The organism is Haloferax massiliensis (genome assembly GCF_001368915.1).
GTDB lineage: Archaea > Halobacteriota > Halobacteria > Halobacteriales > Haloferacaceae > Haloferax > Haloferax massiliensis.
Genome location: NZ_CSTE01000002.1, coordinates 1,811,482 through 1,831,250 on the forward strand (window position 1 = coordinate 1,811,482; position 19,769 = coordinate 1,831,250).

Genomic DNA, 19,769 nt, shown 5'->3' on the forward strand with positions numbered 1-19,769 from the left:
ATTTCCGGACACAGTAAACGCCACGTAATGGCAATCATCCCGGGTCCCTCCATCGACGTCACGGGCGGTGAGTCGACCCGATGACGAACAGAGCCCTCGTCGAAGTGACCGCGCTCGCGCTCGTCGTGTTCTCGGTGGCGGTGTTGTGGGTTCGGCTCCGACGCGAGAAGACCGTCGAGAGCGACGGCGGCGCGACCGTCCAAGAGAGCATCAGTGCGGAGCTCGGCCGGTTCCAAAGACAGCTGTTCCGCATCTTGACGACGACGGACCACCGAGAAATCGGCATCCTCTACGTCCTCTTCGGGACGCTCGCGGGCGTCTGGGGCGGTATCGACGCGATGATGCTCCGGACGGAGCTTCTGACCCCGCCCGCGGACATCTGGACGCCGGAGACGTACAACGCGCTGTTTACGACCCACGGGTTGACGATGCTCATCTTCTTCGTCCTCCCCGTGTTCTTCGGCATCGCCAACTACTTCATCCCGCTTCTGGTCGGCGCGGACGACATGGCGTTCCCCCGGGTCAACGCCATCGGCTTTTGGCTCCTCCCGCCCGCGCTGTTGCTCGTCCGGATGGGGCTGTTCGTCCAGGTCGGCGGGCAGTTGCTCGGCCTGTTCTTCCCGGAGGAGGCGATTCGGTTCTTCCTCAGCCTCCGGGAGGTCGGCGTCGGGTGGACGCTCTACGCGCCGCTTTCGGTACAGAGCCAGAACCCGCAGCTCGACCTGTTGATTCTCGGCCTGCACCTCAGCGGCGTCTCGACGACCGTCGGGGCCATCAACTTCATCGTGACCATCGTCCACGAGCGCGCCGACGACGTGACGTGGGCGAACCTCGACATCTTCTCGTGGAACATCCTCGTGACGAGCGGGCTGGCGCTGTTCGCGTTCCCGCTTCTCGGCAGCGCGCTCGTCATGCTCCTCCTCGACCGCAACTTCGGGACGACGTTTTTCGCCGTCGAAGGCGGCGGTGCGATCCTCTGGCAGCACCTGTTTTGGTTCTGGGGCCACCCGGAGGTCTACATCCTGTTCCTTCCCGCGACGGGACTCATGAGTACGATTCTCCCGAAGTTCGTCGGTCGGAAGCTCTTCGGGTACCGATTCATCGTCTACTCGACGCTCGGCCTCGGCGTCCTCTCGTTCGGGGTCTGGGCGCACCACATGTTCGTCACGGGCGTCGACCCGCGCATCAAGGCGTCGTTCATGGCCGTCTCCATCGCCATCGCCGTCCCCAGCGCCATCAAGGTCTTCAACTGGCTGGCGACGATGTGGGAGGGCGACATCCGGATGAGCGCCCCCTTCATGCTCTGTGCCGGGAGCATCTCGACGTTCATCATCGGCGGCGTCACCGGCGTGTTTCTGGCGGTCATCCCCGTCGACATCCTCTACCACGGCACGTACTACGTGGTCGGCCACTTCCACCTCATCGTCGTCGGCATCATCCCGTTCATGATGGTCGCCGCGAGCTACTACTGGTATCCGCTCATGACCGGTCGCTGGTACGACACGCGGCTGGCGAAGTTCCAGGCCGTGCTCATGATCGTCGGGTCGCTCGTGACCTTCGTGACGCTCCTCATCATCGGCGGGTTGGGACTGCCGCGACGCCACGCGATTTACCCCCACGAGTACCAGTTCGCGAACCAGATCGCGACCGTCGGCGCGTACGTCATCGGGCTGAGCGTCCTGCTGTGGCTCTACAACGTCGTGGTCTCGTACTGGCGGGGCGCGCCGGTCGAGACGACGGACCCGTGGGACCTCAAGTCGACGGGGCAGTTCACGAAGGAGTGGGAGTGGTTCGAGTCCCGGATGGTCACGCGGTACGGACTGTCGCCGGCCGCGCCGTCGTCGGTGCGGCGGTCGTTCGACCCCTCCGCCGAACCGGACGGGTTGGCCGGCGGCGTCGGCTCAGTCATCCAGGACGTGTCGCGGAAGGCCTCGGTGGCCGCTGTCGGGGGCGTCGTCGGCACGCTCCTCATGACCGGCGGGCTCGGGACGGCGGTGCTCATCGGCGTGCTCGACCCGGCCTCGTTCGGTGAAATCGCGGAGCTCGTCGGGCTCCCGGCGACCCCGGCCCTCGGCTCCGTCCTCTTTCTCGTCGGCGGGACGGTCACGTGGCCGCTTCTCTTCCTCGCCTTCCGCGAGTTCCTCCCCGGGCGGCTGCTCTTCGAGCGCGGACTGGTGTTCTCGACGCTCATCTGGACCGGGTTCGTGGTGGCGTTCTACACCGGCCAGCAGGGACTCGGTCTCGTCGGCTACCTCGCGTTCGGCCTCGTCGCCCACTGGTCGTACGGCCTCGGACTGACCGTCACCTTCCAGTACCTGCGGTCGAGACAGCGGGCCGCGCTGGGAGGTGGAGAATGAGCCGGCGCGGCGATTCGGTGTTTTTCACCTACGTCGCGCCCTTCCTCGGCGTGTTACTCGTCGCCGTCGGTATCGCCGCGGCCGTCCCCGCCACGTACGACGTGATTCAAGACGACATCACGACCTGCGGAACGCCCACTATCGCGGTCGATTCACCCGAGGAGACCACGGCCCGATTCGGCGAGGACCCGCGGCCGAACCTGACGCGGTTCGCCTACGAGGACCTCTCTGAGGCCGAGCAGGAGGCGTTCAGGGACGCCCTCAACGACTCCGTCGGGGAGGCGCGCGTCGACGGCGAGTTCCGACACTACGACGAGTTTCTCAACGGGAGCTTCGTCACCTACGAGGGCGAGCGCCACTTCGTCACCGTCGTCGCCGAGAACCCCTGTTTCGTTGCCGCACCGCTCCAGCTACCGCTGGGCGTGTTCGCAATCGTCCTCGGCGTCATCGGCATCCTGACGCCGCCCGCGTATCGAACGCTGGTGTCGATCGAAGAGCGCGCGGAGTGAGAGAGCACGCGGAGGCGACGCCGTCTCCGCACCTCTCCTCACCCGAGTTCCGCGCCGACGTAGACGACGAGGACGAGGAGAATCCACACCGCGTCCACGAAGTGCCAGTAGAGGGCGACCGTCCGAATCGACGTGTCCCGCTCGGCCGTGAACTGTCCGCGGAGCGCGCGTCCGAAGACGAGACACAGGAGCACGACGCCGAGCGAGACGTGCAGGCCGTGGAGGCCCGTGAGGCCGAAAAAGGCGCTGGCGAACGCGCCGCTCGTGAGCGTAAAGCCCTCTTCGGCGACGAACTCGTAGTATTCGAGCGCCTGCCCGCCGAGGAAGACGACGCCGAGGGCGACGGTCGCCGCCATCCCGCCGAGGAAGCCGCGGCGGTTCCCGGCTTCGAGGGCGTGGTGGCCGTAGTGGAGCGTGACGCTGCTCACGACTAACAGGAGCGTGTTCACGAGGACGAGCGACCCGAGGAGGGAGGGGAGTTCGGTCGGGGGCCACGTGCCGACGCGAATGAAGCCGTAGTAGACGAACCCCGCGAGGAACGTCGCCACGTCGGAGACGAGAAACAGCGCCATACCGCTGACGTACGTCGATGCGCTGTCGCCCGTCGAATCGGCCCAGTCGGCGATGAACGCCTCGTAGGTCCACCCGGCGATGCCGCCGAGAAAGCCGAGGACGCCGAGGCCGACGAGGACGAGCGGAATCGCGGTCGGCACGAGCGCCGATCCCACGAGAAAGAGTCCGGCACCGGCGTACAGTCCGGCGGCACCGCCGGCGGTGACCAGCGGCCACCGACTCGTGTGTTCGTGTTCGCCGGTCGCCGACCCGACCGCGGCATCACTCGTTCCCATGCGAAAGCGGTGGGTTCCCGGTACTATAAACACCGGGACGACGGCGTCGTCAGGGGCGGGTCGGAGTTACGACCGAGGGGCGACGGCGAGCGCGGCGGCGGCGTCCGCTTCGCTCTCGTTCGTCTCGTTCGTGCGCTGGACGACGTATCGCTGGCCGACCATCGGGTCCAAGAGGCTGTCGACGGGCGCGCGGTCGTCGGTGAGAAGCGGCACGTCGTCGGTGGGTTCGTCGTTCCGGTAAGACGTGAGTTCGGCCGCGAGGTCGATGCCGATGTCGCGGCGCTGGTTGCGCGCCTGTAGCTCCGCGGCCGTCACGAGCGTCTCGTCTTTCGTCGCCACGACCTCGATGTTCTGGACGACGACGCTCCCCGCGGTGGGGAAGCTGTACACCTGCGGGTAGACCGACCGCATCGTCTTGTACTCCGCGCGGTAGAACTGCGAGGCCGGACCGCTCGGCGCGGAGATGAGGTTGGCGAACAGGACGCCGTCCTCGTCGAGGCGGTCCGAGGTGAGCTGCATGAACTCCCGTGTCGTCATCTGAAACGGAACCTTGTCCTTCCGGTAGGCGTCGAGGACGATGAGGTCGTACGTCCGGTTCGTCTCTCTGAGGTACTGCCGGCCGTCCATCGTGTGGACGTTGAGGCGGGGCGACTCCTCGACGCCGAAGTACTCCTCGGCGACGGAGACGACCTCGGGGTCGAGTTCGACCACGTCGACGGTCACGTTCGGGTACTTCTCCAAGAACACGCGCGGGCCGGTGAACCCGCCGCCGCCGACGAACAGCACGCGGTCGATGTCGTCGGACAACAGGAAGGGGACGTGGAAGTACGAGGTGTAGTCGAAGACGTGCCGCGTCGGGTCGTCGAGGTCCATCGCGCTGTGGGGCTGGCCGTCGAGGTAGAGCGTCCGCGTCCCGTCAGCGTCGGCGACGCGAAGCTCCTGATAGGCGGTCTGGGTGTGGTAGACGGTCGTGCCGCGGGAGTCGAGACCGATGCCGCCGGTCAGCGACGCGAGGACGAGGACGGCGGCGATACCGACGCTCCAGACCGCCTCGTCGCGGCCGATGTCCGGGCGGGCGAGCGCGAGCGCCGTCACGACCGAGACGAGTCCGAAGACGAGCCCGATGTTGGTGACGCTCAGAGAGGGGATGAGGAAGTACGTGGTGGCGAACGCGCCGATGATGCTGCCGACGGTGCCGACGGCGTAGACGTGGCCCGAGGCCGCGCCCACGTCGGACCGCCCGGAGAGTTCGGCCGCGTAGGGACTGATGAAGCCGAGGTAGTAGGTCGGCGGGCCGAACAGGAGCGTGATGGCGGGGAGCGACGCGAACCGGCTCGGGACGGGGAGTCCGGCGGTCGACTGGATGAACAGGTCGCCGAGGAGGATGACGCCCGCGATGTACGCCGCCGTGCCGATGAAGACGCGGACGAGCGCCCCGTGCGAGGCCCGTTCGGCCCGCTGGCCGCCGTGGTGGTAGCCGAGGCTCAGCGCCGCCAGAAAGACCCCGATGATGCTCCCCCACGTGTAGATACTGCTACCGAATTCGGGGGCGACCATCCGCCCGGCGAGAATCTCCAGACCCATGCTCGTGATTCCGGAGACGAACACGGCGAGTTCGGGCCGCGTCATCCGGAGCCACGAGGAGGAGGGCGTCGATGCCATGTCAGTCAACCAAGGGACGCGGCCGTATTAATGCACCCACGGCGACGACGGGCCGAGCGGTCGCGTCCAAACGCTCTTAGCCGATGACGGGGCCACGCCGGTCCGTGTCCTCCCTCGTCGCCGCGTCCGACCTCGCTCGCGCCGCATACTGCCCGCGACAGCTCTACTACGCCCGCCGCGACGGCGACAGAGCGCCGCCGCCCGCGGTCCGCGAGGTTCGCGCGCTCGCCTTCGAATATCCCGCCCTACTCGACGCCAACGACGACGAACTCGCGGCGCGGCCGATTTCGGTGTCGCCGTCGGCGTACCGCGAGAACCTCGTCCGACTCCGCGAGCGCGACGACTGGGACGCGCTCACCGACCCCGTCGCCCGCGACGAACTCCTCGCGGGCAAGGACTGCCGCGGCGTCGCGCACAAACTCGTCCGCTGTCCCGGCGGGGACGACGGCGAGGGCGAGGGCGAGGGCGACGACGACGACGACCAGCCGCCGATTCCCTCGCTTGTCTCGCCGGGAGAACCGCCCGAACGGGGGGTCTGGGAGCCCCAGCGCGTCAGGGCGGTCGCGCTGGCGAAGGCGCTCGCGTGGGAGCGCGAGGCGTCGATACCGCGGGCGCTGGTCGAGTACCCGGCGGTCGGCGTCGTCCGAACGGTCAGACTCACGACGGGGAACAAGGCGGCCTATCGGCGGACGCTCCGCGTCGCCCGCGACCTCGATTTCGTCCCGTCGCGGCTCCGGGACTCCGCGAAGTGCGAGTCGTGCGCCTACCGGGAGCGGTGCGGCGTGAAAACGTGGTCGCTGTCGTCGCTGCTCGGGCGGTGAGGTGGGTCGCGTCGCCGACGGCGGGGCGGCGAGACGGCGGCCGCCGCCCGCTACGCGTCGTCGGCGTGTTCGTCTAACCACGCCTCGATGTCGTCGGCCATCGCGCCGCGGCGGTGGACGACGCCGCGACCGGGGTCGACGACGGTGCTCTCGGTGCCGGGGGTCGTCCCCCCGTCGAGGACGACGGCGACGGCGTCCCGAATCTCGTCGGAGAGCTGTGAGGGGTGGGTGATGCTCCCGGTTCCGGAGCGGTTGGCGCTGGTCGCGGTGACGGGCGTCCCGGCCGCGCGGAAGAGGTCGAGCGCGAGTTCGTGGTCGGGGACGCGGACGCCGACGCGGTCCTTGCCGGCGACGAGCGCGTCCGGGAGGCTGTCGCGCCGCTCCACGACGACCGTCACCGGCCCGGGGAGGAACCGGCGCATAAAGGCCTCCTCGCGGGCGTCGGCGACGACGTGCTCCAGCGCGGCGTCCACGTCGGGGAAGCCGGCGGAAAGCGGGTTGTCTCGGTCGCGGCCCTTGATGTCGAAGACGCGTTCGACCGCGTCGGCGTTCGTCGCGTCCGCGCCCATGCCGTAGACCGTCTCGGTCGGGTAGACGACCGCCTCGCCGCGGCGGACGGCGTCGGCGGCACGCTGCACGTCGTCGTCGCTCATGAGAGAGCCGACGTGCAACGGGCGAAAAAGCGTGACGAAACGGCGATTCCGCGCGGGGACGGGAGCGCGGTCGGCGCGGCGGGGTCGAGAAACCGACCCGCGCGTCGTTTCGGAGACGAGTCCGGCTACAGGTCGTCGAGGGCGTCCTCGATACCCTCGTAGTCCGGGAAGTCCGGCCACTCGTCGGCGACCCAGCGGTACTGGACCGTTCGGTCCTCGTCGAGGAGGAACACGGCGGGGCGGTGTTCGGTGACGCCGGTCATCCCGTCGAGGTCGTGTTCGAGGTCGTAGTCGGCGGCGACGCCGGCCGCGGGGTCCGAGAACAGTCGGGCGTCCACGTCGCGCGCTTCGAGGAACGACTTGTGCTCGTACGGCGACGAGATGGAGACGCCGACCGCCTGCACGTCCTCCGGGACGCCGCGGTCGCGGAGCTCGTTCCAGACGTACGTTGCGGGGAACGCGCCCGCCATCGTGTGGAACACGAGGAGGACGGGCCCGTCGTCGGCGAGGTCCGAGAGCGAGGCGTCCTCCCAGAACTCCGCGTTGACGAGCGGGCGGGTGAAATCCGGGGCGGTGTCGCCCACGGACGGCGCGTCGTGGTCGAGCAGGGAGACGACGTCGAAGTCCGGCATCAGGCTCCCTCCCCGTAGGTGTGTTCGAGGTACTCGACGATGTTCGCCGACTCGGACATCGTGACGCCGGTGTTGTCGTCGACGATGGCCGGGACCGAGCGCTTGCCCGAGACGCGCTTGACGACGTTCCGGTCGGAGTGCATCGGCTCGACGAACCGCGACTGGTAGGCGAGGCCCTGCTCGTCGAGCGTGCGGACGACCCGCTCGCAGTACGGGCACGCCTGCAGTCGGTACAGCGTAATCGCCGGTTGCTCGTCGGACATGCGGGGTTGTTGGGAAGAGCGTCGCCTAAGCCCTTCGCTCGCGGGGATCCGCGCCGCAATATCGGTTCGGCGGGCGACTCGGCGAAGGCGACCGAGACGTCGAGCGAGGGGGTTCGAGGGCAACTCTTAATTCCGGTCCCGCGCAAGACAACGTAGTTACATGGGTTTGCCGCCGCTACAGTTACCACCAGCCACGACACTCGCGGCCGCACAGGTCTCGAACATTCCGCTGGACGACACGACGATAACGGTCCTCGGCGTAATCGGAATCATCGTCCTGATCGGTCTCTCGGCGTTCTTCTCCTCGTCAGAGATCGCGATGTTCTCGCTTGCAAAACACCGCGTCGACTCGATGGTCGAAGACGGTGTGCCGGGTGCCGAACGGGTGAAAGCGCTCAAGGACGACCCGCACCGGCTTCTCGTGACCATTCTGGTCGGAAACAACATCGCGAACATCGCGATGTCCTCGATATCGACCGGGCTACTCGTCTTCGTCGGCTTCCAACAGGGCGAGGCGGTCGCGATCGCGACGTTCGGGATAACGGCGGTCGTCCTGCTGTTCGGCGAGAGCGCGCCGAAGTCCTACGCGGTCGAAAACACCGAGTCGTGGTCCCTCCGCATCGCGCGGCCCCTGAAATACGCCGAACTGCTGTTGCTCCCGCTCGTCGTCTTCTTCGACTACCTGACCCGCGTCATCAACAAGGTCACCGGCGGACAGACCGCCATCGAGACGACCTACGTCACCCGCGACGAGATTCAGAACCTCATCGAGACCGGCGAGCGCGAGGGCGTCATCGAGGAGGAAGAACGCGAGATGCTCGACCGCATCTTCCGGTTCAACTCGACCATCGCGAAGGAGGTCATGACCCCGCGCCTCGACATGACCGCCGTCCCGAAGGACGCGACCATCGACGAGGCCATCGAGACGTGCGTGCAGGCCGACCACGAGCGGGTTCCCGTGTACGACGGCAACCTCGACAACATCATCGGCATCGTCAACATCCGGAACCTCGTCCGCGAGAAGTACTACGGCGAACGCGGCGTCGGCATCGCCGACATCGTCTCGCCGACGCTCCACGTCCCCGAGTCGAAGAACGTCGACGAGCTGATGGCCGAGATGCAGGACACGCGGATGCAGATGGTCGTCGTCATCGACGAGTTCGGGACCACGGAGGGGCTCATCACCCTCGAAGACATGGTCGAGGAAATCGTCGGCGACATCCTCGAAGGCGACGAGGAAGAGCCGTTCGAGGAGGTCAGCGAGAACACCTACCTCGTCCGCGGCGAGGTCAACATCGACGAGGTCAACGAGATGCTCGACATCGAACTCCCTGAGGGCGAGGAGTTCGAGACGCTCGCCGGCTTCATCTTCAACCGCGCCGGTCGCCTCGTCGAGGAGGGCGAAGAGATCAGCTACAACGACATCATCATCCGCATCGAGCAGGTCGACAACACGCGCATCATGAAAGCGCGCATCCAGACCAACACGGGCGTCGAAGCCGCCGACGGCGACGGCGACGAGAACGGCGACGAGGAAGCGGAAGTCGAACCCGACACCTAATCGGGACGGCACCCGGTCCGTCTCGGCGGCCGACCGCACGCGGAACTCGTTTTCGACCCGTCGTCCGCGGGACTCACCCGAGAAGCGTAAACGAGAGGAACACGAGCACCAGCGACGCCAGCGCGAGGAACACCAGCCCGGTCGCGTCGGCGGTGCCGTCGCCGAGCCGTCGTGCCCGTCCACGAAAGCGAATCGCCAGCGCGAACCCGCCGAGCCCGACGGTACCGAAGGCGAACCCGCGGAGCGAGATACCGGTCACGACCGCCATCGCGACGTGGTAGACGCCGAAGGCGGCCCAGAGCGCGGCGACGAGGGTGGCGAGCGCGACGCGGAGGCCACGAACGTTCACAGACCGAGTACGCTCGACACGAGCGTAAAGACGCCGTAGCCCAGCCCGAATGCGAGGGCGAGCGAGCCGACCCACGCGAGGACCGTGTACAGCATTTTCCGCCCGGAGACGCCCGACCCGCCGGCGGCGTAGCCGGAGCCGATGATGGCGCTGACGATAATCTCGTTGAACGAGACGGGGACGCCGAGGGCGACGGCGGTCTGGGCGATGGCGAACGAGGGAATCATCGCCGCGATGGAGCGCCGCGGCCCGAGCGAAGAGTAGTCCTGCGCGAGCGCCTTAATCATGCGCGGCGCGCCGGTCCACGACCCCGCGAGGAGGCCCAGTCCGCCGCCGACGAGGAGCGCCGGAAGCGGGACCGCGACCGCGTCGAGAAGGGGGACGAGCGGTCCGATTGCGAGGCCGACCTGACTGCCACCGGCCGAGAACGCCACGAGGCCGCCGAGGACGAGCAGGAACCGCCGCTGGCCCCGGGTCTTGTCGGTCGTCACCCACCGGCCGACTACGGCGGCCGCGGCGAGGGCGACGAGGAGTACGGCGGCGACGAACCAGACGGTCTCGCCGAGGCCGGCCACTCCGGTCAGTTCGACCGCGGCGGCCCGGGCGACCGAGGCCGACCCCGACGCGCCGCCGAGGCCGGCGAACTCCATGTTGGCGACGAGCAGCCCGACGATGCCGGCGAGCGCGGGGACGGTCCACCGCTCGGAGACGCCGTCGGCGCGGAGGAGGCGAGCGGTCGCGTACGACGCGCCGCCGCCGACGAAGGGCGTGAGCACCCACAGCGAGACGATCTGTTGGTACTTCGCCCACGCGGGGTCGCCGCCCATGGCGAGGCCGACGCCGACCACCGCGCCGGTGACCGTGAAGGCGGTGGCGATGGGGTAGCCGGCGAAGACGCCGAGCGCGACGAGCACCGCCGCGGTGAGCAGCGCGACGACCGCGGCCGCGGCGGTCAGCGTGACGCCGCCGATGAGTTCGGTGCCGACCGCGTTGGTGACGTTCGCTCCCTGCAGGAACGCCCCGGCGAAGCCGAGCAGGCCGACGATGAAACCCGCGCGCATCACCGAGATGGCGTTGGCTCCGACGGCGGGCGCGAACGGCGTCGACCCAGACGACCCCGCGCCGATGGCCCACGCCATGAACAGGCTGGCGAGCGCGGCGACGACGAACGTGGCGAGCGTCGCGGCGGCTACCACGGGGCGACCCCCCGGCGGTCGTCGGCGTCGGCTGTTGTCCCGTCCATCAGCGGCGGCGCGCCTCGTCGTACCCCTCGCTCAGTCCGAGAAGCGTCCGACGGACGAGGAGATACCCGAAGAAGACGAAGAGCAACAGCGCGACGAGCAGCCCGACGAACACGGGATTCCCCGCGAGAAAGTCGACGAGGCCGTCTACGACCAGAGGGTCGGTCATGTGGATGGGTTCGGCGGGCACGAGGTATAGCAATTTCGGCGACGCGTCGTGAAAGAATACGAACACTCATGGGAAGCGGCGAGTAACGCCGATTCGATGGCCGACCTCATCCCCTCCAGCCCGGGCGATTCGGACGACGACCGGGGTGACCGAGACCCGCGAGTCATCGGCCTCGACAGCGACGAGGCCGACGACCTGCTCGGAGCCATCTCCTCGTCGACCGCCCGGTCCGTCCTCGCGTCGCTCCACGAGTCGCCGGCGACGCCCTCCGACCTCGCAACCGAGGTCGACACGTCCCTCCAGAACGTCCAGTACCACCTCGGCAACCTCTCGGAAGCGGGCCTCATCGAAGTGGCGGACACGAGGTACTCCGAGAAGGGCCGCGAGATGAAGGTCTACACGCCCGCCGACCGGGCACTCGTCGTCGTCGCCGGACGCGAGGACGAGACGAAGGGGCTGAAGGGCGCGCTCACGCGCCTCATCGGCGGCGTCGGCGTCCTCGGCATCGGCGCGGCCGTCGTGAACCGACTCGCCCGAACCGGGTCGGTGCTCCCGTTCGGTTTCGGCGCCTCGGGCGGCGGCGCGGACGGCGCTGGCGGTTCCGAAGCCGGCCAGAGCGGCGGGGCGGGAAGCGGACTCAACGCGACCCATCAGGCCGATGCGGCCACCACGACCGCGGCGGCCGAGCCAACGTCGACCGCGACGCGGACGGCCACGGAGACGGCGACGACGACCGACGGCGGCGGGTTCGGCATCGCCGAGGTGACCACGACGTCGGATCCGACGGCGCAGACCGCGGAGGCGACCCGGACGGCGGTCGAGTCGACGCCGACGGTGACGGAGGCCGCGCGGACCGCGACGGAGACCGCGGCCGCGACGCCGACGCCGGTTCCGGACACGCCGGTCGCACAGACGGCCACGGAGACCGCGGCACAGCTCACGAGCGGGTCGAACGGGCTCGCGGGAGCAATCGGGTCGCTCTCGCCGGGGGCGCTGTTCTTCCTCGGCGGGCTGACCGTGCTTCTCGCGTGGGTCGCGGTGGGCGTACTGCGTGACTAAAACGGCTGTTTGAGCTTACGGTGCGTATTTGATACCGTCACCCGTAGGAGTGAGTACGAGGTCGCGCGTGGCCCCCAACGGCGACGGGACTGCCATCCGTGCCCCTGCCCCTCACCCCGTCGTCCGCGTGGCCTCGGACTACCCTCAACAGACCCGCTCGGGTCTGTTCCCGCTGATTCTTCCGGCCCTCCACCGGACCTCGCCCCGCTATTCGTCGGGGACGATGCGGAACGTCTCGAAGGTGTCGCCGTCGACCGTGACGAGTCGCCCGCGGAGTCCGCCGTCCGGCAGTTCCTCTAGTTCCGCGTGGGCCTTGCGGTTGCCCCGCGGTTGGGCGTGGCTCCCCGGATTGAGGAGCGGAATCGGCCCGGTGCCGTGGAAGCCCGGCCGGTGGCTGTGGCCGAAGATGACCGCGTCGGCGCCGCGCTCGCGGCCGAACATCGACAGCGCGGTGTTCCCGCCGCGGCGGGTGTGGGTCACCGCGAACTCGACGCCGCCGTAGGTGACGTTCCGCGCCGCGGGAACCCGGTCGCGTATCTCTGATCCGTCGTTGTTGCCGTACACCGCGAGGAAGCTGTCGGCTTCGTCGATGAACGCGTCGAGGACGGACTCGCGCATGAAGTCGCCCGCGTGGACGACGAGGTCGGCCTCGCGGACCGCGTCGAGGGTTCGGTTAGTCAGTCGATGACCGTCCGTGCTGTGGGTGTCGGAGACGACGACGAGCATGCGCCGGGCTAGGGGCCGGAGGGATTGAAACCTACCGACTGTTGCGTCGGGTCGGTCGGAGGCGGTCGGAGGCGGTCAGGACCGGTCGGGGACCGCCGCGGTCGGCGAGCGGTGTCCCGGTTCTGCGTCGGTAGCTCTATCCGGGCGGGGGGAGTGGCCCACGACATGGCAGGCAGTACGTCCGTCGTCGTCGCCGCGCTCTTCGCGAACGGAGCGATTGCGATTCTCAAGTTCCTCGGCTTCCTCGCGACCGGGAGTCCCTCCATGCTCTCCGAAACGTACCACTCCATCTCCGACACCGGCAACCAGGTGTTTCTCCTCATCGGCATCCGCGACAGCAAGCGCGGCGAGACGCAGTCCCATCCCTTCGGTCACGGGAAATCGCAGTTCTTCTACTCGTTTCTCGTCTCCGTGATGCTGTTCGGCATCGCCGGCTGGGAGTCGGCCAAACACGGCTACGACGCCCTGATGCACCCCGCCCACGGCGGGGGCGGCGAGGCGCTCGTCCTCGCCGGCTTCGAAATCGAGCCCGTGTGGGTCAACGTCGCCATCCTCCTCGGGGCGATCGCCTTCGAGAGCTACGCCTTCCTGAAGGCGCACGCCGAACTCCGCCGGCAGATAGAGGAGTACGAGTGGACCGGCCTCGTCGAGGCCTTCCGGCAGACGAGCGACGTGACGACGCTCACGGCGTTCACCGAGGACACCGTCGCGCTCACCGGCGCGGTGCTCGCGCTCGTCGGCATCGGCCTCACCGAGTTCACGGGCAACGAGATGTTCGACGCCGCCGCGGCGCTCCTCATCGGGATACTGCTCATGGGCTTCGCCATCGCGCTCGCGTGGGAGAACAAGCGCCTCCTCATCGGCGAGAGCGTCCCCGTGGACGAGGAACAGGCCCTCCGCGACATCGTGAAAAACGACCCGCGGGTCGTCCACGTCGACCACTTCCGCGCGAGCTACGTCGGCCCGGAGAAACTGCTCGTCGCCCTCGACGTGAGCTTCGACCCCGAACTCGACACCGAAGAGTTGGACGACCACATCACCGAAATCGAGTCCGAACTCAGGGCGGCCGACGACCGGGTCCACTTCGTCTACATCGAACCCGAGTTGTAATCCGAACGAACCGAGTGGGCCGCCAGCGGCCGACCGCGACTCACGGCGGCCCCTCTCGACCTACCGCGATTCGACCGCGTCGGCGACGAGTTCGACCGCTTCTTCCACGTCCTCGCGCGAGACGTTCAGGTTCGTCGTAAAGCGGGTGTGGTACTCGCCGAACGTGCCGCCGAGAACGCCTGCCTCGTCGCACAACTCCACGAACGCCTCGGCCGTCATCCCAGCGCCCTCGGAGTCGACGACGACGATGTTCGTGTCGGGCGTCGGCACCGAGAGGCCGGAGACGGCGTCGAGACCCTCGGCGAGGACCGTCGCGTTCGCGTGGTCGTCGGCGAGGCGGTCGACGTTGTCGAGCGCGACGAGCCCCGGCGCGGCGATGAGACCGGCCTGCCGCATGCCGCCGCCGAACTGCTTTCTGACGCGGACGGCCTCCTCGATGAACGCCTCGGAACCGGCGAGCATCGAGCCGACGGGCGCGCCGAGCCCCTTCGAGAGACAGAACATCACCGTGTCGACGCGCTCGACCATCGCCGTCGGGTCCTCGTCGAGGGCGACGCAGGCGTTGAACAGGCGCGCGCCGTCGAGGTGGACCGGAATCCCGAGGTCGCGGGCGGCGTCGGCCGCGGCGTCGACGTCGGCTTTCGGGACCGCGACGCCGCCGCGGGCGTTGTGGGTGTTTTCGAGGCAGAGGACGCCCGTGCCGGCGACGTGAAGCGACTCCTCGCGGGCGTGGTCGCGGACCTGTTCGGGCGTCGGCGCGGCGCGCTCGCCGGCGTCGTAGGCGCGGACCTGCAGGCCCGAAAGCTGGGCGAAGCCGCCGACCTCCCACTTGTAGACGTGCGCCTTCTCGTCAACGAGCGCCTCTTGGCCGGGGTCGGCGTGGACGCGGGCGGCGATTTGGTTGCCCATCGTCCCCGACGGCACGAACAGCGCGGCCTCCTTTCCGACCAGCTCGGCGGCGCGCGCTTCGAGTTCGTTCACGGTCGGGTCGTCGCCGTACACGTCGTCGCCGACGGCGGCGTCGCGGGCGGCCTCGCGCATCTCGTCGGACGGGAGCGTGACGGTGTCGCTTCGGAGGTCTATCATGCGCGGAGAGACCGCGCCGACGGAGAAATAAACGATGGTCCGCGGGGCGTTTCCCCGCGGTGTCGCAATATTTGCGCTTCGAAAGGTGTTTGCCCCGGGGACACACACGACGCGGTATGGACCCGCGCATCCGCGAGCACGCACAGACCATCGTCGACCACTCCACGAGCGTCGAGGCCGGCGACAACGTCGTCGTCTCCGCGCCCGCGGTGGCCGAGGACCTCGTCACGGCCGTCCACGAACTCCTCGGCGACCGCGGCGCGAACGTCGTCGCGATGGACGCGAACCCGCGGTTCACCCGCGCGTTCCTCCGCGCCGGCGACGACGACTACGAGACGCCCGCGCACGTGCTGGCGCTCTACGAGGAGACGGACGTCATCATCCGCGTCCGCGGCGAGACGAACGCGACCGAACAGAGCGACGTGCCGCCGGAGACGAACGCCGCGTACAAGCGCGCCTACAAGCCCGTGCAGGGCGAGATGCTCTCGAAGCGCTGGTGTCTCACCCAGTTCCCCGCGAAGGGGAGCGCCCAGCTCGCGGGCATGAGCACCGAGGCCTACGAGAACTTCGTCTACGACGCCGTCACCCTCGACTGGGACGCGCAGGGCGAACTCCAACAGCAGTTGGTCGACATCCTCAACGACGGCGACGAGGTCCGCATCACGTCGGGCGACGAGACCGACGTGACGATGAGCATCGCCGGCAACACCGCCATCAACGACACGGCCGAACACAACCTCCCCGGCGGCGAGGTGTTCACCGCGCCCGTGAAAGAGTCCGTGAACGGCGAGGTCTACTTCGACCTGCCGCTGTACCGGCAGGGCCGCGAGGTCTCCGGCGTCCGCGTCCGCTTCGAGGACGGCGAGGTCGTCGACTACTCCGCCGAGGGGAACGAGGAGGTCTTAGACGGCGTGTTCGACACCGACGAGGGCGCGCGCTACCTCGGCGAGCTCGGCATCGGCATGAACCGCAGCATCGACCAGTTCACCTACAACATGCTGTTCGACGAGAAGATGGGCGACACCGTCCACATGGCCGTCGGATCGGCGTACCCCGAGACGGTCGGCGCGGAAAACGAACTCAACGAGAGCGCCGAGCACGTCGATATGATCGTCGACATGTCCGAAGACTCGGTCATCGAAGTCGACGGTGAGGTCGTCCAGCGAAACGGCACGTTCGTCTTCGAAGACGAGTTCTGACCGGGTCGGCGGCTTCGCCCGTTAAGCGGACAACTCGCAACATTTCAGCTCCAGTTTATCGGGCGATGAATCGACCCGTGTCGTCGGGTTTTCCAGTCGAAACGGGAGCCTTCGAGCGGCCGTCGAAAACGGCGCGGAAACGCGGGCGGAACTCCGGCCGCATCGAGCGAAACTCGGAGTCTCCAGTCGAAGCGGTGCCCTTCCATCTATAGACGGGAGAGTGACAACTATACACACATGCCAGTAGATTTATTTCGACCAGTCGACGAACACGAACCGATGCCAGCGGTTCAGTGTCGAGAGTGTGGGCGCGACGTGGCGGTCCACGAGATAGAAACGGCGACCACGACGACGCCCGACGGTTTCGAGACGCGGTACCGGTGTCCCTACTGCGACTCCGAGATGCGCGACGTAAAAACGCGAATCGTCTGACGGCGTTACTGGTCGAGTTCGAGGTCGAACTGCTCGTTTTCGGAGACTGCGTTGAGCACGACCGACGTGTTGGACTCGCGGATGTCCGCGTCGGTGAGCAGTTTCTTGATCTGGGTGTTCATGCCGTCGGTGTCGCGGAACTTGCCGATAGCGATGATGTCGTAGTCGCCGGTGACCTCGTACACCGAAATCATCTGCTTTTCCGCGCGGAGGCGCTCGGTGATTTCGGGGAGCGCGGAGCCCTCGACTTTCAGTTGGATGACGGCGGTCACGTCGTAGCCGAGCGCGTCGTAGTTGACGCGGGGCGTGTAGCCCTCGATAACCCCCTCGTCTTCGAGGTCTCGCAGGTGATTCGAGACGGTCGTCACCGACACGTCGAGTTCTTCGGCGAGGCTTCGCAGGCTCGCTCGGCCGTCGCCGAGGAGCGCGTTGATGAGCTTCGCGTCGAGGTTTTCGTACGTCATTACATCTACACACCCTCCCGGGGCATTAGAATTTTACGAATATCCAATTCTGTGGCACACCGCGGGGAATTGCATTAAGCGGAAAGGTCTTTATAGTGCGGGTGTTCGAATCGCGTGTTCAGGAAAATGACGGAAGACAACGCACTCACCGACGGCGGCCTGAGCGACGAGGCACAGTCGGTCATCGACGAGATCGAAGAGAAGAATGTCGACTTCCTCCGACTGCAGTTCACCGACATTCTCGGAACGGTCAAGAACGTCTCCATTCCGGCCTCGCAGGCCGAGAAGGCGTTCACCGAGGGAATCTACTTCGACGGTTCCTCCATCGACGGCTTCGTGCGCATCCAGGAGTCCGACATGCGCCTCGAACCCGACCCGTCGACGTTCGCCGTCCTCCCGTGGCGGAAGAAGGAAAACAGCGCCGCCGGGCGTCTCATCTGTGACGTGTTCAACACGTCCACCGGCGAGCCCTTCAGCGGCGACCCGCGCGGCGTCCTCAAGCGCGCTATCGACCGCGCCGAGGAACTCGGCTATGACGTGAACGTCGCACCCGAACCGGAGTTCTTCCTGTTCGAAGAAGACGAGAACGGCCGCGCGACGACCGTCACGAACGACGCCGGCGGCTACTTCGACCTCGCGCCGAAGGACCTCGCGTCCGACGTGCGCCGCGACATCATCTACGGCCTCGAAAGCATGGGCTTCGACATCGAGGCCTCGCACCACGAGGTCGCCGAGGGCCAACACGAGATTAACTTCACGTACGACGACGCGCTGTCGACGGCCGACAACGTCGCAACCTTCCGGTCCGTCGTCCGCGCCATCGCGTCCGAACACGACCTCCACGCGACGTTCATGCCCAAGCCCATCCCGCGCATCAACGGCTCCGGGATGCACACCCACATCTCGCTGTTCCAGGACGGCGAGAACGCGTTCCACGACGGCGACGACGAGTTCGACCTGAGCGACACGGCAAAGAGCTTCGTCGCGGGTATCCTCGAACACGCGCCCGCAATCACGGCGGTCGCCGACCCGACGGTCAACTCCTACAAGCGCCTCGTCCCCGGCTACGAAGCGCCGGTCTACATCGCGTGGTCCGACCGCAACCGCTCGGCGCTCATCCGCAAGCCGGCCGCCCGCACGCCGGCCGCCTCGCGCATCGAGGCCCGCTTCCCCGACCCGTCCTGTAACCCGTACCTCGCGTTCGCCGCGCTCATCCACGCCGGTCTCGACGGCGTCGAGAAGGGTCTCGACTGCCCCGACCCGGTCCGCGAGAACATCTACGAGTTCGACGAGGAGAAGCGCGAAGAGTACGGCATCGAGACGCTCCCGAAGGACCTCGGCGGCGCCGTCGACGCCCTCGAAGAGGACGAAGTCATCCAGAACGCCCTGGGCGACCACGTCTTCGAGAAGTTCGTCGAAGCCAAGCGCTCCGAGTTCAAGGACTACCTCGTCGACGTCTCCCAGTGGGAGCTCGACCGGTACCTCGAAACGTTCTAACCGTCGCGCGCGCCCAACACGGACTATTTTTTGCCGCCGCCGAACCCGGTAGCTCGCGGACTATTCGCGAGTGCGCCGGTCCGGAGCAGGCACCACAGACAATAGTTAACACCGTGCACAGACTACGCTACCCAGTAGACGGATGGCGTCCACACGGAGAACCGACGGCCGGTCGCCCGATGCGGAAACCGCAGACGCGAAGCGCGAGTTCGGGACGGCCCAACGGGTCGCGTTCGAGGCGGAAGGAGTCTCGTTCGAGTCGCGGTACGTCGACCTCGACTCGCCGGCGTGCCGAGTCCACGTCGTCGACGCCGGCGAGCCGACCAACGAGCCGCCGCTGGTTTTCGTCCACGGCGTGATGAACTTCGGCGCGATGTTCGCCCCGCTGATGGGTCGGCTCGGCGGCGCGCGGATGCTCGCGCTCGACCGCCCCGGTTGGGGCCTGAGCGACGACTTCCGATACGACGCCGACACCCAGCGCCGGGTGGCAGTCGATGTCCTCGACGGGGTGCTCGACGCGCTCGACGTCGACCGCGTGGACGTCGTCGGACATTCGACGGGCGGCTACTGGGGACTCGCGTTCGCTCTCGCGCGCCCCGGCCGAGTCCGCCGACTCGTCGCCGTCGGCGGCGTTCCGGCGTTTCCCGGGACCAACCCGCCGATTCCGCTTCGGCTGTTCACGGTCCCGATTGTCGCCCGACTGCTCGTCCCGCGGGGACACCCGACCGAGGCGACAGTCGTCGAGCAACTGGCCGTCGTCGGAGAAGACCGGACGATTCGGCGATACCCCGAACTCGTCGCCGCGAGGGTCGCCCACGACCGCAACCCGCGGGCGTCGGCCGTCGGGGTCAGCGAACTTAAGTCGTTCATGACGCTCAGCGGCTGGCGTGCGGGCGCACGGCTGACGCCGTCCGAACTGCGGGCCGTCGAACGGCCGACGACGTTCGTCTGGGGTGACGAAGACTTCCTCGGCACGCCCGAAGACGTCCGAGAGACGATTGCGTCGATGACGGACTCGCGGCTCGAAACGCTCGCCGCCGGCCACATTCCGTGGCTCGGTCACCCCGACGCGTGCGCCGACGTCGTCGCCGCCGCTCGGGCGTAGCGCCGCCGAAGTCGGTCGGAGAAGGA

The 19,769-nt window shown here is 67.8% G+C and carries 21 protein-coding genes; 10 read left to right on the forward strand and 11 right to left on the reverse strand.

All coding sequences use genetic code 11. From position 1 onward, the window contains the following. The first annotated feature begins 80 nt into the window (after window positions 1–80). Both BN996_RS13400 and BN996_RS13405 read left to right on the forward strand, forming a co-directional pair. Window positions 81–2,357, forward strand: a complete 2,277-nt coding sequence (locus BN996_RS13400; protein ID WP_089779725.1) for a DUF6789 family protein — start codon at window positions 81–83, stop codon at window positions 2,355–2,357. Then, window positions 2,354–2,866, forward strand: a complete 513-nt coding sequence (locus BN996_RS13405; protein WP_089779727.1) for a DUF7979 domain-containing protein — start codon at window positions 2,354–2,356, stop codon at window positions 2,864–2,866. Before BN996_RS13400 ends, BN996_RS13405 begins: the two co-directional genes overlap by 4 nt. Before the next feature lie 38 nt (window positions 2,867–2,904). On the opposite strand, the gene BN996_RS13410 is transcribed toward BN996_RS13405, so the two are convergent. Together BN996_RS13410 and BN996_RS13415 are read right to left on the reverse strand one after the other, a co-directional pair. Next, window positions 2,905–3,714, reverse strand: coding sequence for a cytochrome c oxidase subunit 3 (locus BN996_RS13410; RefSeq protein ID WP_089779729.1), 810 nt, complete (start codon window positions 3,712–3,714; stop codon window positions 2,905–2,907). A 66-nt stretch (window positions 3,715–3,780) separates the two neighbouring features. Beyond that, window positions 3,781–5,376 carry a spermidine synthase gene (locus BN996_RS13415; protein ID WP_089779731.1) on the reverse strand — a complete coding sequence of 532 codons (1,596 nt, stop codon included), beginning with the start codon at window positions 5,374–5,376 and terminating at the stop codon, window positions 3,781–3,783. A gap of 104 nt (window positions 5,377–5,480) precedes the next feature. Here BN996_RS13415 and BN996_RS13420 point away from each other — a divergent pair, with 104 nt between their 5' ends. Beyond that, window positions 5,481–6,197: a CRISPR-associated protein Cas4 gene (locus BN996_RS13420; RefSeq protein ID WP_089779733.1), complete on the forward strand. Its 717-nt coding sequence runs from the start codon at window positions 5,481–5,483 to the stop codon at window positions 6,195–6,197. Between the two features lie 50 nt (window positions 6,198–6,247). On the opposite strand, the gene BN996_RS13425 is transcribed toward BN996_RS13420, so the two are convergent. The 3 genes from BN996_RS13425 to BN996_RS13435 all read right to left on the reverse strand — a co-directional run bounded on the left by BN996_RS13425 (window position 6,248) and on the right by BN996_RS13435 (window position 7,745). Continuing rightward, window positions 6,248–6,850 (reverse strand): L-threonylcarbamoyladenylate synthase, encoded by a 603-nt coding sequence (locus tag BN996_RS13425; RefSeq protein ID WP_089779735.1) that lies wholly within the window; start codon window positions 6,848–6,850, stop codon window positions 6,248–6,250. 125 nt (window positions 6,851–6,975) lie between these two features. Continuing rightward, entirely contained in the window at window positions 6,976–7,482 is a 507-nt protein-coding gene (locus BN996_RS13430; protein WP_089779737.1) for a redoxin domain-containing protein, read from the reverse strand. Beyond that, a complete protein-coding gene (locus BN996_RS13435; RefSeq protein ID WP_089779739.1) occupies window positions 7,482–7,745 on the reverse strand; it encodes a glutaredoxin family protein in 264 nt (87 codons plus the stop codon). The genes BN996_RS13430 and BN996_RS13435 overlap by 1 nt, the downstream gene beginning before the upstream one ends. A 160-nt stretch (window positions 7,746–7,905) precedes the next feature. Here BN996_RS13435 and BN996_RS13440 point away from each other — a divergent pair, with 160 nt between their 5' ends. After that, the gene (locus tag BN996_RS13440) at window positions 7,906–9,306 is read left to right on the forward strand and encodes a hemolysin family protein (protein WP_089779741.1); all 1,401 of its coding nucleotides are present in this window, start codon (window positions 7,906–7,908) and stop codon (window positions 9,304–9,306) included. Window positions 9,307–9,379: 73 nt separating this feature from the next. Here BN996_RS13440 and BN996_RS13445 read toward each other — a convergent pair whose 3' ends face one another. Genes BN996_RS13445 through BN996_RS20190 form a run of 3 tightly spaced genes read right to left on the reverse strand, consistent with a single transcriptional unit; the run spans window position 9,380 to window position 11,065 of the window. Further along, entirely contained in the window at window positions 9,380–9,655 is a 276-nt protein-coding gene (locus BN996_RS13445; RefSeq protein WP_089779743.1) for a hypothetical protein, read from the reverse strand. Further along, complete coding sequence (locus BN996_RS13450; RefSeq protein WP_089779745.1) at window positions 9,652–10,851, reverse strand: inorganic phosphate transporter; 1,200 nt, start codon at window positions 10,849–10,851, stop codon at window positions 9,652–9,654. Before BN996_RS13450 ends, BN996_RS13445 begins: the two co-directional genes overlap by 4 nt. A 46-nt stretch (window positions 10,852–10,897) precedes the next feature. Then, window positions 10,898–11,065: a DUF7859 family protein gene (locus BN996_RS20190; RefSeq protein ID WP_167321013.1), complete on the reverse strand. Its 168-nt coding sequence runs from the start codon at window positions 11,063–11,065 to the stop codon at window positions 10,898–10,900. Between the two features lie 96 nt (window positions 11,066–11,161). Between BN996_RS20190 and BN996_RS13460 the strand changes: the two genes are divergently transcribed. Continuing rightward, on the forward strand, window positions 11,162–12,124 hold the full coding sequence (locus tag BN996_RS13460; protein WP_089779750.1) for an ArsR/SmtB family transcription factor: 963 nt from the start codon (window positions 11,162–11,164) through the stop codon (window positions 12,122–12,124). A 207-nt stretch (window positions 12,125–12,331) separates the two neighbouring features. Here BN996_RS13460 and BN996_RS13465 read toward each other — a convergent pair whose 3' ends face one another. Continuing rightward, window positions 12,332–12,850: a metallophosphoesterase gene (locus BN996_RS13465; protein ID WP_089779752.1), complete on the reverse strand. Its 519-nt coding sequence runs from the start codon at window positions 12,848–12,850 to the stop codon at window positions 12,332–12,334. A gap of 165 nt (window positions 12,851–13,015) precedes the next feature. Between BN996_RS13465 and BN996_RS13470 the strand changes: the two genes are divergently transcribed. Then, the gene (locus BN996_RS13470; protein WP_089779754.1) at window positions 13,016–13,960 is read left to right on the forward strand and encodes a cation diffusion facilitator family transporter; all 945 of its coding nucleotides are present in this window, start codon (window positions 13,016–13,018) and stop codon (window positions 13,958–13,960) included. 60 nt (window positions 13,961–14,020) lie between these two features. Here BN996_RS13470 and BN996_RS13475 read toward each other — a convergent pair whose 3' ends face one another. Further along, complete coding sequence (locus BN996_RS13475; RefSeq protein WP_089779756.1) at window positions 14,021–15,046, reverse strand: threonine aldolase family protein; 1,026 nt, start codon at window positions 15,044–15,046, stop codon at window positions 14,021–14,023. Window positions 15,047–15,162: 116 nt separating this feature from the next. Here BN996_RS13475 and BN996_RS13480 point away from each other — a divergent pair, with 116 nt between their 5' ends. Next, entirely contained in the window at window positions 15,163–16,245 is a 1,083-nt protein-coding gene (locus BN996_RS13480; RefSeq protein ID WP_089779758.1) for an aminopeptidase, read from the forward strand. Between the two features lie 279 nt (window positions 16,246–16,524). Then, entirely contained in the window at window positions 16,525–16,677 is a 153-nt protein-coding gene (locus BN996_RS20195; RefSeq protein ID WP_167321014.1) for a hypothetical protein, read from the forward strand. 5 nt (window positions 16,678–16,682) lie between these two features. Here the strand turns inward: BN996_RS20195 and lrp are convergent, their stop codons facing one another. Beyond that, window positions 16,683–17,141 carry an HTH-type transcriptional regulator Lrp gene (lrp, locus tag BN996_RS13485; protein ID WP_089779760.1) on the reverse strand — a complete coding sequence of 153 codons (459 nt, stop codon included), beginning with the start codon at window positions 17,139–17,141 and terminating at the stop codon, window positions 16,683–16,685. A gap of 126 nt (window positions 17,142–17,267) precedes the next feature. Here lrp and glnA point away from each other — a divergent pair, with 126 nt between their 5' ends. Then, window positions 17,268–18,638 (forward strand): type I glutamate--ammonia ligase, encoded by a 1,371-nt coding sequence (glnA, locus tag BN996_RS13490; protein WP_089779763.1) that lies wholly within the window; start codon window positions 17,268–17,270, stop codon window positions 18,636–18,638. Window positions 18,639–18,780: 142 nt separating this feature from the next. Next, the gene (locus BN996_RS13495) at window positions 18,781–19,743 is read left to right on the forward strand and encodes an alpha/beta fold hydrolase (RefSeq protein ID WP_089779765.1); all 963 of its coding nucleotides are present in this window, start codon (window positions 18,781–18,783) and stop codon (window positions 19,741–19,743) included. The last annotated feature ends 26 nt before the right edge of the window (window positions 19,744–19,769 follow it).

Bases quoted from the DNA above. Each gene is read 5' to 3' on its own strand.
- BN996_RS13400 (WP_089779725.1), top strand. From the start codon at position 81: ATGACGAACAGAGCCCTCGTCGAAGTGACCGCGCTCGCGCTCGTCGTG.
- BN996_RS13405 (WP_089779727.1), top strand. From the start codon at position 2,354: ATGAGCCGGCGCGGCGATTCGGTGTTTTTCACCTACGTCGCGCCCTTC.
- BN996_RS13410 (WP_089779729.1), bottom strand. From the start codon at position 3,714: ATGGGAACGAGTGATGCCGCGGTCGGGTCGGCGACCGGCGAACACGAA.
- BN996_RS13415 (WP_089779731.1), bottom strand. From the start codon at position 5,376: ATGGCATCGACGCCCTCCTCCTCGTGGCTCCGGATGACGCGGCCCGAA.
- BN996_RS13425 (WP_089779735.1), bottom strand. From the start codon at position 6,850: ATGAGCGACGACGACGTGCAGCGTGCCGCCGACGCCGTCCGCCGCGGC.
- BN996_RS13430 (WP_089779737.1), bottom strand. From the start codon at position 7,482: ATGCCGGACTTCGACGTCGTCTCCCTGCTCGACCACGACGCGCCGTCC.
- BN996_RS13435 (WP_089779739.1), bottom strand. From the start codon at position 7,745: ATGTCCGACGAGCAACCGGCGATTACGCTGTACCGACTGCAGGCGTGC.
- BN996_RS13440 (WP_089779741.1), top strand. From the start codon at position 7,906: ATGGGTTTGCCGCCGCTACAGTTACCACCAGCCACGACACTCGCGGCC.
- BN996_RS20190 (WP_167321013.1), bottom strand. From the start codon at position 11,065: ATGACCGACCCTCTGGTCGTAGACGGCCTCGTCGACTTTCTCGCGGGG.
- BN996_RS13460 (WP_089779750.1), top strand. From the start codon at position 11,162: ATGGCCGACCTCATCCCCTCCAGCCCGGGCGATTCGGACGACGACCGG.
- BN996_RS13465 (WP_089779752.1), bottom strand. From the start codon at position 12,850: ATGCTCGTCGTCGTCTCCGACACCCACAGCACGGACGGTCATCGACTG.
- BN996_RS13470 (WP_089779754.1), top strand. From the start codon at position 13,016: ATGGCAGGCAGTACGTCCGTCGTCGTCGCCGCGCTCTTCGCGAACGGA.
- BN996_RS13475 (WP_089779756.1), bottom strand. From the start codon at position 15,046: ATGATAGACCTCCGAAGCGACACCGTCACGCTCCCGTCCGACGAGATG.
- BN996_RS13480 (WP_089779758.1), top strand. From the start codon at position 15,163: ATGGACCCGCGCATCCGCGAGCACGCACAGACCATCGTCGACCACTCC.
- BN996_RS20195 (WP_167321014.1), top strand. From the start codon at position 16,525: ATGCCAGCGGTTCAGTGTCGAGAGTGTGGGCGCGACGTGGCGGTCCAC.
- lrp (WP_089779760.1), bottom strand. From the start codon at position 17,141: ATGACGTACGAAAACCTCGACGCGAAGCTCATCAACGCGCTCCTCGGC.
- glnA (WP_089779763.1), top strand. From the start codon at position 17,268: ATGACGGAAGACAACGCACTCACCGACGGCGGCCTGAGCGACGAGGCA.
- BN996_RS13495 (WP_089779765.1), top strand. From the start codon at position 18,781: ATGGCGTCCACACGGAGAACCGACGGCCGGTCGCCCGATGCGGAAACC.